Genomic DNA, 11,747 nt, shown 5'->3' on the forward strand with positions numbered 1-11,747 from the left:
CTACCGCTTCCGGACCGCGTAGGTCAGGTGGGTCACCCGCGGCGTCGGCACCGAGCGGATCGGCTCCAGGGCCACGCGGCTCGCGTCCACGCCCTCGAACAGGCGGATTCCGGAGCCGAACAGCACGGGTGAGAGCGCGATCGTGAACTCGTCGACCAGGCCGGCGTTCAGGTACTGCAGGATCGCCGCGCCGCCGCCGGCGATGCGCACGTCGCGTTCGCCGGCGGCCTCGCGGGCCTGGTCGAGCGCGGACTCGATGCCGTCGTCGACGAAGTGGAAGGTGGTCCCGCCCGCCCGCTCCCAGGGGTCACGTTTCTCGTGTGTCACCACGAAAACCGGGGTGTGGAACGGCGCGTCCTCCGGCCACGCTTGCTCGCCGGCGTCGAACATGCGCTTGCCCATCACGCTCACGCCGGTGCGTTCGAACGTCTCCCGCAGGATGTCGTTGTCCGGCCCTTCTTCGCCGCCCTCGCCGAGGCCCAGGTTCTCCCGGAAGAACCGCTGCGCGAAGATCCACTGCTGCAGCTCCATCCACTGTGGACCCATCAGCTCGTCGGGCGATTCGGGTGCGATGAACCCGTCCAGCGACATCGACACACTGAAGAACACTTTCCCGGCCATCAGTCCTCCGCTCCTTTTCGGACGATCTCGCCGACGTATGCGGCCAGGTTGCCCAGGGTCTGCTCGCCGGCTTCGATCGCGTGGTACTTCTCGGCTGCCTCGTCGCGCAATTGCCTGGTGGGGAACACGGTTTGCATCTCGATCCGGGTCCCCGCACCGTCGGCCGCGAACGTGAGGACCGATTCGAAGGCGTTCGGGTCGTCGCGGGATTCACCGTGCCGCAGCGCGATCCGCTCCGGCGGGGTGATCTCGGTCCAGGAGATCCACTCGGAGTAGTCCGTCCCGTCCGGTCCGTGCAGCACGAAGACCCACTCGCCGCCGACGTGGAACTCGAACGCCCGCGTGGTGGTCCGGAACCCCGCGGGCCCCCACCACCTCGACAGGTGCCGGACCTCGGTGAACGCCTCGAACACCAGCTCGCGCGGGGCGTCGATGACCCGTGAGATGACGATCTCGCGGTCTGCGGTCACGGACTGCGCTCCCTGCCCCATCAGCTCTCCTCCTGTTTTGCCTGCTTCAGGTCCTGCACGTACGCGTCGAGCCGGTCGAAGGTCTCGTTCCAGAACCGCTCGAACCCGCCGGTCCACTCGTGGACCGGCCGCAGCCCGCGGGCGTCGAGGCCGTACAGGCGCTGCTTGCCCGCCTGCCGGTCCCGCACCAGCCCGACCTCCCGCAGCACCCGCAGGTGCTTGGAGGCCCCCGGCTGGCTCATCCCCAGCTCCTGGGCCAACTCGGTGACCGCCCGCTCACCCGCCCGCAACAGCACCAGAATCTCCCGCCGCTGCGGCTCGGCGATCGCGTTGAACACGTCCGACGTCGTCGCTGCTCGTGCCATGGGCGCTATCATATTCCCATATCGGTATGCGTCAAGTCGTGAGCACGAGCGCCCCGACCGATCGACGCGTTTCGAGTTCGCGATGGGCCTCGGCGGCGCGTTCCAGCTCGAACCGGGCGTGGATCCGGGGTACCAGCTCCCCGCGCGCCGCGGCGGCAAGCGCCTGTCCGGCGTCGTCACGTTGGTCGGCGTCGGGCTTGCGGATGACCGTGCCCAGTGGTCCGGACAAGGTCAGGCCGCGCCTGGTGATGGCCTCGACCGGCAATGGTGGCCAGTCGCCGGAGGCGTATCCGTAGAGGCCGAGCCGGCCTTCACCGTCCGCGATCGCGGCGAGAGCGGAGACGGTGGTCCGGCCGCCCACGGCATCGAGCGCCAGCGTCACCCCGCGCCCGCCGGTCAGCTCGCGCACCTGCTCGGCCCAGCCGGCGGCACCGTAGCCGACCGCGTGATCGGCGCCGAACTCCGAGACGGCGGTCAGCTTGGCGCTGCTCGCGGCGCCGATGACCGTCGCGCCCGCCGACTTGGCCGTCTGCACCAGCAGCGATCCGATCCGGCCCGCTGCCGCCGTGATCAGCACCGTGTCCTCGGCGCGCAGCCGCATGGCGGAAAGCAGGCCGCGGGCCAGGGCGCCGGCCTGGAACACGGTCAGGGCGACATCGAGGGCCAGCCCGTCGGGCACCGGGAAGGCGTACGCGGCGGTGGCCACCGCCCGTTCGGCATAGCCGCCGGCCTGCCCGGCCGTGGTGGCGACGACCGTCGCGCCGAGCAGCGACCCGTCCACTTCGGGGCCGACCGCCACGACCCGCCCGCCGACCTCGATGCCAGGAATCCACGGCAACGGCAGAGGGTAACGGCCGGAGCGGACGATCACGTCCCCGTAGGCGACCCCCGCCACCCGGACATCGACCAGTACCTGACCGGCGGCCGGTTCCGGGTCGGCGACCGTCTCGGCGCCGAACGTCCGGGTCCGCCGCACGCGGGCGCTGCTGCGGGAAGCGCTGGTGGACCTGATCGAGGACCGCGGTTTCGATCGCGTCACGGTCGGCGAGCTCTGTTCCAGGGCCATGGTCAGCCGGGCCGCGTTCTACCGCAACTACCGTGACAAGTACGAACTCGTCGAACAGATCTTCGACGAGGCGATGGCCGAGATGACCGCCGGCACCGGGAACGACACTCGCTCACCCGGCCGGCGCTTCGCCGGATTCTTCGGCCACATCGACACCTATCACCGGCTCTACGGCGCGCTGCTGGGCCGCCGGGGGAGCCCATGGTTCGCCGACCGGATGCGCTCGGCGCTCGCCGCCATGTCCAGCGCTCATCCGCGCGGTGCTCGAAGCAGCCGCCGGCAAATCCGGCGGCTGATCAACGGCGCGCCGCTGTGGCAATGCATCTCATCGCCTTTTCTCGGAGGTGAACATGGCGGGGTCGTGCACGCTGCCGCCGGATGGAGGCCGGGACGGTTGGAAGCGGTCGAGGCGGCAGCCCGCCAGTGCCGGCTCGACGGTGCGGTCGACCAGTTCCCTGGCGGCAAGCCGGCCGACGGCCGGGGCGAGGGTGACTGCCGCGTGCATCACTGCCAGGTACAGGCCGGGAACCTCGGCGACCGGGCCGATGACGGGCTCGCCGTCGGCCGGCATGGGGCGGGCGCCGACGTGGGCGCTGAGCAGCTTGACGTTTCTGGTGCCGCGGAAGGTGGACCGGATGGCGGCCAGGGTCCGGTCCGGCGAATCCGCCGCGGCGATGACCCGGTCCGCGGCGACCTGCCGGAGATCGAAGTCCTCGGTGTTGACCACCGTGCGGACCAGGCCGGCCGGGGCGCGGAACCGGAAGAGCGTCGCCGGTGACGGGGCGACCGGGACGGCTATGCCCAGCGGCGCGGCCAGCGCGGCCGTCGCCACTCCGGCCGCGAGCACCACAGTCGCGGCGGAGAGGGGACCGGCGGCCGTCTCGACCCCGGCGATCCGGCCCGCGGCGTCTCGGCGGATGGCGGTGACCGGGACGTCGGGATGTATTCGCGCGCCGTGGGCACGGGCGCCCGCGATCAGCCGCTCGGTCACGCCCACCGGGTCGACGGCGCCGTCGCCGGGTGCCCAGACGGCCCAGTCCGGGGGATGGCGCAGGTGGGGTTCAAGGGTGGCCGCGTCGATGATCTTCTGCCCGGGCCCGGCTTCCGGCGTACTGCCTCCCGTGCGCCACGACAGCGAGCCGGACCACGTCACGGGAAGGCCGGGCAGCTCGGCCTCGAGCCGGTGGTACTCGTCGGTCGCCGCCACCCGCAGCCCGGCGGCGGGACCGGTGCGTACCCCGGAAGATCCGATCCACGCGAAGGAATTCACCGTCACCCCGCTGCCCGGCCGCCCGGCGTCGACCAGCGTCACGGCCGCGCCCGCCCGCGCGGCGTGATAGGCCACCGAAGCGCCGACGACCCCGGCCCCGACGACTACGAGGTCCCTTATCGGCGCGCCCGGCATTCCAGCGACGTTAACGCCTCCGGCGGCGATCGAAAACGGGTTTATTCGGGCGCCGTCCCCGGAGCGTTCCTTGACTGTGGGGCCGGACCGACGACGAGACACCCTCACCGTCCTGGCTGGGCACCGCGGCTCCGGCGCACTCGACACCGCCCAGGCGAACCTGGTCCCGGCGGGAGGCCAGGCCGTGGCCCAGGTCGACCGCGCCCCGCAAGTGCGCACGTTCCCGGACAACTACTTCCGCGACGTCAACACCAGCGTCAACCAACAACTCAGTGAGATGCGGCGCGGCAAGATCAACGACGCCTCCGGTACCGCGTTCACGGTGGTGACGACCAGCAGCCGACGAGTTCGGACCCGGCTGCGATCGACGACTCCAGCCGTCGGCCAGGGACCTTGGCAGGTTTCTCGCGTATTCCGGCAGTGCAGCCAGCCATGATGAGCAATCCCGTTGAACGGACAAGGCGTCGGCGTTGTGCGTGGTAGACAACCGGCATGCCGATCAGCCGACTGCCCATCGACGAGCAGATCGATGCCCTGCGCGAGATCCTCAGCCGCAACACCGTTCTGATCGACGTGCTCGCCCGTGCCGCCGAGCTGAACCTGCCCGGCTGGTACCTGACCTCCGGCTGCGTGTTCCAGACCGTGTGGAACGTGGTCACCGGATGCCCTGCCACCGACGGCATCCTGGACTACGACCTGTTCTACTTCGACCGCGCCGACCTGTCCTGGGAAGCCGAGGACACCGTCATCCGCGCCGGCCGCGAAGTGTTCGCCGGCGTCCCGGCCGAGGTCGAAATCCGAAACGAGGCGCGTGTGCACCTGTGGTACGAGCAGAAGTTCGGGGTGCCGTGCCGGCCCTACTCCTCGACCGAAGCCGCCATCGACTCGTTCGCCGCCACCACCTGCTGTCTCGGCATCCGGGCCGAGGCCGGTGGACGGTGGCGGGTCTATGCGCCGCACGGCCTGTCCGACGTGTTCAACCTCGTCGTGCGCCCGAACCCGGTTCAAGCACCACGCCACGTCTACGAGACCAAAACCGAGCGCTGGCGCCGGCAGTGGCCCACCTTGACCGTGCTTCCCTGGCCGGCGTGCCGTCTACACGATGGTAAACTGACCACGTGACTGCTCCCGGAAGACGCCGACCATCGGCATCGGCCGGGAGCGGGCTTTCCAGACGCCGGCGCACAGCTCAGGTCGAGGGGAGTGCCGCGTATCTGGCCAAGCGGAGCGAGCTGCTGCAGATCGCTGGTGACGTCTTCAAGGAAAAGGGTTTCGAGGCCGCGACCCTGAACGACATCGCGGCTCGGTTCGGCACCGATCGCGCGGCGATCTACTACTACTTCGCCGGCAAGGACGAACTGTTTCAAGAGGTCTTCCAAGCCACCGCGAAAACCGTTCTCGAAGACAATCTCGCCGAGGCGACTCGCATCGCGGGCCTTGGCCTGACCGCTCGAGAGAAGCTCCGGAAGCTGATCGACCTGCAGGTCACCTCCTACAAGGCGAACTACCCCTACGTGCATATCTACATTCAGGAAGACATGGGGAAGGTGGCCTTCCAGTCGACGCCGTGGGCCAAGGAAATGGTCCGCAAGACCCGCCGCTTCGAATCGATCGTCACCGACGTCATCACCGGAGGGATCCGCGACGGCGAGTTCCGGGACGACCTGGTCGTCCCCCTGGTGGTGAAGTCGCTGTTCGGCATGGTGAACTGGACTCATCGCTGGCTCAAACCGGGCGACCGGAGGTACACCGCCGAGCAGACGATCGACACGTTCTCCGCCATCTTCTTCGACGGGCTCCGCCGCCCATCGTGACTTCGGCCAGCTCGCGGCCGGCTCGCTCATCCGTGCCGTTCGCCAAGCCGTCCGGTCAGCACCTCCGTGACGAGGTGGCCGACGCAACCGCGGGTCCGGGCGACGTCGTCGGCGATCGCCTCGGTCAGCTCGGCCACGCTCCCGAACTTCGTCATGCCGCGAAGACGCCGGACCGCGGTCACCCGGACCCGCATCCCGTACACGTCGTCGTCGAAGTCCAGCAGATGCGCCTCCAGCGTCCGGTGCTCGGCCTCGAACGTCGGATTCGTGCCGACCGAGATCGCCGCCGCCCGGGTCACCCCGCCCTCCAGCTCGACGAGGCCGGCGTAAACACCGTCCTCGGGCAACGACGCGCCGAGCCGGCGGCCCACGTTGACCGTGGGATAGCCGAGCAGGCGCCCCCGTTGCCGTCCCCGGACCACCCGGCCTTCGACGACCCAGCCGGATTCGTTCTCCGCGCTCATCTTCGCACTCTCCGATGTGGACGATCGTGCCCGCCGGGCCGGTCGAGGCGGCCGGTGCGTGATCCGGCACCGGCCGCCCCGGCCGGTCAGCCGGCGGCGCTCGAGCTGAACGGCAGCTGGATCTTGGGCGCGACCTCCTGGGCGATCAGCCGCAGGGACTGGAACCAGGGCGAGGGGTCGTCCAGGTAGTCGTGGGACTCGACCTGGAGCGTGCCCCAGCCGCCGGTGAACTCGTAGAGCTTGTTGAGCTTCTCGATCACCGTCTCGGGGGAGCCGACGACCCAGACGTTGTCGCAGATCCACTCGAGGTCCACATCGGAGGGTTGGGCGCCGGCGTCCTTGATGTAGCCCTCGAGCATCCCGAAGCGCTTCCAGATCGGCCAGAGGTAGCGCTCGAACGCGTACCCGACACCGCCTTCCATGGCGAGCTTCTTGGCTTCCTTGTCCGTTTCGGCGACGAAAACCGTCTGGGACACGTGGTATTTCGAGCGGTCCGGGGTGTGGCCGTTTTCGAGCGCGGCCTTCTCGTAGGTCTCCCAGTGCGTTTTGAGGATCGACGAGCCGGAATAGATCGACACCGGCATGAAGCCGCGCTCCCCGGCGAACCGGATGGACGGCGAGTTCACCGAAAGCCCGGTGACCGCGATGTCGAGCTTTCCGCCCCATGGGCTGAAGTCGGCCAGCTTGTGGTCGTCGTGGCCCTCGCCGTCGTCGGCCTCTTCGGGGTAGCCCGCGCTCCAGAACTCGCCCTCGTGGAAGAACGGCTCGCGCTTCCAGATCTTCTCCATGATTTCCAGCGACTCGCGGACCCGCGCCGGATTGGCCGAAAGGTCCGTGATGCCGTGGAGGTAGGACGCCTGGGGGTAGGCCCCCGCGCCGACGCCGAGGAAGTAGCGGCCTTCGAGGATCTGCGAGAGCCAGCCGACCTGGATCGCCAGGTCCGCGGGGTGGTGGTGCGGCAGCAAGTGCGCCATCGGCGCGAACTTGATCCGTTCGGTCTCCATCGCCGCGGCCGCGATCACCAGTTCCGGAGTCGGGATGCACTCCCACTTCTGGGTCGCGTGCTCGGCGACCATGAACTCGGTGAGCCCGGCCTGGTCGGCCTGCCGGGCGTTCTCCAGCGCCCATTCGAACGTCTGGCGGCTCGTGCGCTCCGGACGCATGTACGGGATGTGAATGAGTCCCGAGTCCATGTTCTTCCTTCCTTGACGATTGACTAATTGGCGAAGAAGAGCTCTTTCGCGAGCTGGGTGTCGAGGTATTCGTGCACTCGCCGGATCAGTCCGTCCGAGCCCACTTCGAAGAAGAAGTGGCAGTCGGGGTCGTAGATCCGGCCGTCCTTGAGCTCGGCGTGGGATTTCGCCTCGACGGTCACCTTGTCCCCTTCCGCGACCAGGCCGACGGGGGTGATCTTCAAAGGCGCGACATACAGGTCGGCGACACCGCCGATCAGCCGGCCGAAGCCCGCTTTGTCGTAGGTGCCCGACATTCCCTCGAGCCGTCCCGAAACCCACCAGGTGACGTCGGCGGCGAGCAGGTCGAGGATGTTCCCGACGTGCCCGGTCGAGAAGACCTCGAGGAACCGGGCCACCGTTTTCTTGTTCTCATCAGTGCTCGACATGGTTCTCCCGTCGGAACCGTACGGCGGTGTGATCGGTGTCATCGACGGTATCTACACTCGTGTAAACTGTCAATGACCGGCGGCGAACTCTGTAGACCCAGTCGGGGTTCATGAAGGTCCTGAAGGCGCAATCAAGCACCGTTTACATGCATGTAGACCAGCGAAGAGTCTCCACAGTGGAACGGGCCGTGGTGGTCATTCGTCGTGCGCGGGGGTGCCCGGGTGGGCCGGCGCGGCGGCGGCGATGTGGAGGGCGTGCAGGATCGCGGTGCGGCCGGCGCCGAGGCGGAGCGCGTTCCTCAGGTGCAGCCGCATTCCGGGCAGATAGCGGTGGGTCGGCGTGGCGTCGGCGGCCAGGGACATCAGTTCCTTGGTGAGGCCGCGTACGGCGCGGGTCTGCCAAGGCACGGCGCAGTAGGCGAAAAACGCGTCGTAGGCCTCGGGGGACAGGCGCAGCAGGGAGTCGAGGAAACCCGGGACCTCGCGGTCGAAATCGGCCCAGTAGGGATCAGCGCCCTGCCGGCGCTCGCGCAGCGCGGTGCGTTCGGCGTCGAGCGGGCCGTCGAGGGCTTGACCGCGCTCGTGGAGTGCTCGGGCGACGCGGTGGGAGCCTTCCATCAGGGTGTGCACGCCGAGACCGGAAACGACGACAAGAGTTTCGTGGACCTGCGCGGCGGTGGCGCCGGCGTCGAGGGCGTCGTGAACCGCGCGGTCGATGCCGGCGCCGTCGAGGGCGGTGACCGACGCGTGCACGGCGAGCTGGATCAGCGCGACGGCGAGCTCGTCGAGGTCTTCGCCGTCGGGCGCCTCGGTGAGCAGGCCGACGGCGTGCTCGCGTACCTCGGCGAGGGCGACCGCCGCGCGGGTTTCGTCGTGCTGGGCCGTCATGGGGCGGGCACCTCCGCGGCGAGCCGGGCGAGGCGGGCTCGCAGCTCTTGCTTGTTGATCTTCGTCGCGGATCTCGGCCAGTCGCCGGACGTCACGAAGTGCACCGCGTGGGGGATCTTGTACCGGGCGATGCGGCCGGTGCAGAACCCGATCAGCTCGGCCTCGGTGCACAGGTGCCCGGCCTTGAGCTCGACGAACGCGACCGGCACCTCGTCGAGCCGGGGATCGGGGCGGCCGACGATCTCGACCCATTCGACCGCCGGGTGACGGGCGAGGAAGGCCTCGATCTCGACCGCGGCCACGTTCTCCCCGCCGACCTTGAGCATGTCCTTGAGCCGGCCGTGGAAGACGACCTGGCCCTCCGGGGTGAAGCTGTAGAGGTCGCCGGTGTGCAGCCACCCGTCGGCGTCGAGGGACTCGGCCGTCTTGACCGGGTCCTTGTGGTAGCCCTCCATGACGTTGTAGCCGCGGACGAGGATCTCGCCGGTGGCCCCGGGGCCGGCTTCCGCGCCGGTGTCGACGTCGATGATCCTGATCTCCACGCCCGGGCAGGCCTGGCCCTGCGCCCGCGAGCGCAGCTCGGTGGAATCGGCGCGGCTGCTGATCGCGTAGATGCCGGCGGTCTCGGTCATGCCGCAGGCGGCGACGAGTTCGCAGGCCGGCAGTGCGGCCTGGACGCGTTCGAGCAGCACGCCCGGGCCGATCAGGAACATCGAGCGCAGCCCGGCGAGTGCGGCCGGATCCCAGCCGGGATCGTCGAGCAGCGGCTGCATCACGGCGGGGAACCAGGGGAACGCGACGGTGGCGCGCTCGGCGGCCAGCAGTGCGAGCGTGCGCCCGGGGTCGAAGTGCCGGTCGGTGAGGAAGGTGCCGCCGCTGCCGACGGAGCCGAGGAACGAGGCCAGCGCGGCGATGTGGAACAGCGGCCCGGGCGCCCAGGTGACGTCGTGGCCGCCCGTGCCGAGCCGGTACCGGGCCCGCTCCACCGGTCCCCGGGTGATGGCTTCGTGGGTGAGCATGCAGCCCTTCGGGCTGGCCGTGGTGCCGGAGGTGTAGAGCATCGCGCCGATGTCGCGGACCCGAACCCGGGTCCGCAGCTGTTCCACGAGCCGGTCTCCGCTCGCCCTGGCGATCTCGTCGAACCGGCGGCGGTCGAGGCAGCCGGGCCGCCCGGCGCCGGCCAGCAGGACGATCGACCGCAGGAGCGGCGCCTCGGCGAGCTGGAGGGAAGCGGGGTCCGCCGCGGTGGCGAGCGTCGGCAGTCCTTCGTGGAGGATGTCGACGAAGTCCACGTACTGGTCGGGCTCCGCGGTGGTCAGCACCGCGACGAGGTCGGCGTTTTCGACGATGTAGCCCAGTTCGGCCGCCTTGTGGCGGGCGTTGAGCGGAACGATCACCGCGCCGAGGCACGCGATGCCGAAGAACGCCTCGACGTACTCGACGGAGTTGGCCGCGAGCAGCCCGACGCGGTCGCCGCGCTGTACGCCCAGACCGTGGAGGCCACGCGCGACGTCGCGGGCGCGCCGTTCCAGCTCGGCGAAGCTGTACCGGGCTCCGGGGAGGACGAAGGCGTCACGGCCGGGGTGGCGGCGGGCCGAACGGATCAGCAGGTCGGCGATGGTGGACACCTCGGTGGTGAAGCCGGCCTCCGGCCGCGGGTCGGGGGTCAAAACAGCCTCCTGGGTTCACGCGTCGCTGCGGGAAGGAAACGGTGCCGGACCGGGATGCCGGTGGCCGGGCCCATGCGCGTTTTGGGGTAAATCCGGTGCTAGGGTCAACTTATGGTCTCTCCGGAACAACGCCCGCCGGCGACCTCCGGGAGCGGGCTCTCCAAACGCCGGCGCAGCGCCCAGGTCGAGGGCAGTGCGGCTTATCAGGCGAAACGGAGCGAATTGCTGCAAATCGCGGGCGACGTCTTCAAGGAGAAGGGTTTCGAGGCCGCGACCCTCAATGACATCGCGACCCGGTTCGGGACCGATCGCGCCGCCATCTACTACTACTTCGCCGGTAAGGACGAGCTGTTCCAGGAGGTCTTCCACGCCACGGCGAAGATGGTCCTCGACGAGAACCTCGCCCAGGCCACCCGCATCGCGGGCCTCGACATGACCGCTCAAGAGAAGCTCCGGAAGCTGATCGAGGTGCAGATCACCTCATACGAGGCGAACTACCCTTACGTCTATGTCTATATCCAGGAGGACATGGGGAAGGTGGCGTTCCAGTCCACTTCGTGGGCCAAGGAGATGGTGCGCAAGACCCGCCGTTTCGAGTCCATCGTCACCGACGTCATCACCGCGGGAATCCGTGCCGGCGAGTTCCGGGACGATCTGGTCGTTCCCCTGGTGGTGAAAACCCTTTTCGGAATGGTCAACTGGACGCACCGCTGGTTCAAGCCGGGGGACCGCAAGTACACCGCTCAGCAGACCGTCGACACCTTCTCGGCGATTTTCTTCGACGGGCTCCGCCGCCCGGCCTGAGCGGGTCACGGCCGCCGGCCCGGCAGATCGGCGGGCGCCGGCTCGGCCCCGGGCCAGCGAGCCCGGTCGGGCGCGGTCAGCGACGTGCCGACCTGGTCCCAGGGGCCCACGTGGATGACGGCCATCTTGCGGCTCTTGATCTTCCAGCCGTCCGCGGTGCGCTCGTAGGTGTCGTAGTAGCGCACCGCGCCGTAGACGGTGGTCCCGCCGCGGGCGAGTTCGAGATGGGCCCCGACCACCCCGTCGGCGTGGTCCTCGTCGGTGAACGTGAGCAGCGTGGTGTTCCGGGTGTGCACCGTGACGCCCATGTGCTGCCGGTCGGCCCGGATGAACTCCACCACCGACGCGCGGTCGTCGCCACCGGGAAAAGCGCCTGCGGAGAACGAGCCGTCCTCGGCGAACGTGGCGCCGAGCGCCGCCCAGTCGTCGTCATCGGCGGCCAGGAAGTACCTCAGGACGAGATCCCCGATTTCCGCCCGGTCTTCGAGGCGGCGGATCCGTGCTTCCAGATCTGGCATGTGCACACCTTTCTCCGCGTCGGCGAGGAGCCGACGGTGCT

The 11,747-nt window shown here is 69.3% G+C and carries 15 protein-coding genes and 1 pseudogene; 5 read left to right on the forward strand and 11 right to left on the reverse strand.

The genetic code is table 11. The features are described from left to right. Genes BMY97_RS07950 through BMY97_RS07965 form a run of 4 tightly spaced genes read right to left on the reverse strand, consistent with a single transcriptional unit; the run spans position 1 to position 2,432 of the window. Positions 1 to 621, reverse strand: coding sequence for a dihydrofolate reductase family protein (locus BMY97_RS07950; RefSeq protein ID WP_091614834.1), 621 nt, complete (start codon positions 619 to 621; stop codon positions 1 to 3). Further along, positions 621 to 1,091, reverse strand: coding sequence for an SRPBCC family protein (locus tag BMY97_RS07955; RefSeq protein ID WP_245787212.1), 471 nt, complete (start codon positions 1,089 to 1,091; stop codon positions 621 to 623). The genes BMY97_RS07950 and BMY97_RS07955 overlap by 1 nt, the downstream gene beginning before the upstream one ends. 20 nt (positions 1,092 to 1,111) lie before the next feature. Beyond that, positions 1,112 to 1,456, reverse strand: coding sequence for an ArsR/SmtB family transcription factor (locus tag BMY97_RS07960; RefSeq protein ID WP_091614840.1), 345 nt, complete (start codon positions 1,454 to 1,456; stop codon positions 1,112 to 1,114). A gap of 31 nt (positions 1,457 to 1,487) precedes the next feature. Then, complete coding sequence (locus BMY97_RS07965; RefSeq protein WP_218156720.1) at positions 1,488 to 2,432, reverse strand: zinc-binding dehydrogenase; 945 nt, start codon at positions 2,430 to 2,432, stop codon at positions 1,488 to 1,490. A 25-nt stretch (positions 2,433 to 2,457) separates the two neighbouring features. Between BMY97_RS07965 and BMY97_RS49525 the strand changes: the two are divergent. After that, positions 2,458 to 2,571: pseudogene (locus tag BMY97_RS49525) on the forward strand (helix-turn-helix domain-containing protein); the annotation flags it as partial. A gap of 276 nt (positions 2,572 to 2,847) precedes the next feature. Here the strand turns inward: BMY97_RS49525 and BMY97_RS07975 are convergent. Continuing rightward, positions 2,848 to 3,927, reverse strand: coding sequence for an NAD(P)/FAD-dependent oxidoreductase (locus tag BMY97_RS07975; RefSeq protein WP_091614846.1), 1,080 nt, complete (start codon positions 3,925 to 3,927; stop codon positions 2,848 to 2,850). A gap of 184 nt (positions 3,928 to 4,111) precedes the next feature. On the opposite strand from BMY97_RS07975, the gene BMY97_RS07980 reads away from it, so the two are divergent. From BMY97_RS07980 to BMY97_RS07990, 3 genes are read left to right on the forward strand one after another with little or no spacing between them, the layout of a single operon-like run. Then, positions 4,112 to 4,363: a hypothetical protein gene (locus tag BMY97_RS07980; protein ID WP_143086157.1), complete on the forward strand. Its 252-nt coding sequence runs from the start codon at positions 4,112 to 4,114 to the stop codon at positions 4,361 to 4,363. 56 nt (positions 4,364 to 4,419) lie between these two features. Continuing rightward, positions 4,420 to 5,049, forward strand: coding sequence for a nucleotidyltransferase family protein (locus tag BMY97_RS07985; protein ID WP_091614851.1), 630 nt, complete (start codon positions 4,420 to 4,422; stop codon positions 5,047 to 5,049). Then, positions 5,046 to 5,741 (forward strand): TetR/AcrR family transcriptional regulator, encoded by a 696-nt coding sequence (locus tag BMY97_RS07990; protein WP_091614854.1) that lies wholly within the window; start codon positions 5,046 to 5,048, stop codon positions 5,739 to 5,741. The genes BMY97_RS07985 and BMY97_RS07990 overlap by 4 nt, the downstream gene beginning before the upstream one ends. A gap of 26 nt (positions 5,742 to 5,767) precedes the next feature. Here the strand turns inward: BMY97_RS07990 and BMY97_RS07995 are convergent, their stop codons facing one another. From BMY97_RS07995 to BMY97_RS08015, 5 genes are all read right to left on the reverse strand, one after another. Continuing rightward, positions 5,768 to 6,205: a riboflavin kinase gene (locus BMY97_RS07995; RefSeq protein ID WP_091614856.1), complete on the reverse strand. Its 438-nt coding sequence runs from the start codon at positions 6,203 to 6,205 to the stop codon at positions 5,768 to 5,770. A gap of 86 nt (positions 6,206 to 6,291) precedes the next feature. Continuing rightward, positions 6,292 to 7,398, reverse strand: coding sequence for an LLM class flavin-dependent oxidoreductase (locus BMY97_RS08000; RefSeq protein ID WP_091614859.1), 1,107 nt, complete (start codon positions 7,396 to 7,398; stop codon positions 6,292 to 6,294). Positions 7,399 to 7,421: 23 nt separating this feature from the next. Further along, positions 7,422 to 7,826: a nuclear transport factor 2 family protein gene (locus BMY97_RS08005; RefSeq protein ID WP_091614861.1), complete on the reverse strand. Its 405-nt coding sequence runs from the start codon at positions 7,824 to 7,826 to the stop codon at positions 7,422 to 7,424. A gap of 195 nt (positions 7,827 to 8,021) precedes the next feature. Next, positions 8,022 to 8,714 carry a carboxymuconolactone decarboxylase family protein gene (locus BMY97_RS08010; RefSeq protein WP_245787213.1) on the reverse strand — a complete coding sequence of 231 codons (693 nt, stop codon included), beginning with the start codon at positions 8,712 to 8,714 and terminating at the stop codon, positions 8,022 to 8,024. Continuing rightward, entirely contained in the window at positions 8,711 to 10,384 is a 1,674-nt protein-coding gene (locus BMY97_RS08015; RefSeq protein ID WP_177231237.1) for a class I adenylate-forming enzyme family protein, read from the reverse strand. Before BMY97_RS08015 ends, BMY97_RS08010 begins: the two co-directional genes overlap by 4 nt. Before the next feature lie 111 nt (positions 10,385 to 10,495). Here BMY97_RS08015 and BMY97_RS08020 point away from each other — a divergent pair, with 111 nt between their 5' ends. Then, entirely contained in the window at positions 10,496 to 11,188 is a 693-nt protein-coding gene (locus BMY97_RS08020; protein ID WP_091614864.1) for a TetR/AcrR family transcriptional regulator, read from the forward strand. 5 nt (positions 11,189 to 11,193) lie between these two features. Here BMY97_RS08020 and BMY97_RS08025 read toward each other — a convergent pair whose 3' ends face one another. After that, entirely contained in the window at positions 11,194 to 11,706 is a 513-nt protein-coding gene (locus BMY97_RS08025; RefSeq protein WP_091614867.1) for a nuclear transport factor 2 family protein, read from the reverse strand. Between the last annotated feature and the right edge of the window lie 41 nt (positions 11,707 to 11,747).

The sequence above is a fragment of the Amycolatopsis saalfeldensis genome, assembly GCF_900110575.1.
Lineage (GTDB): Bacteria > Actinomycetota > Actinomycetes > Mycobacteriales > Pseudonocardiaceae > Amycolatopsis > Amycolatopsis saalfeldensis.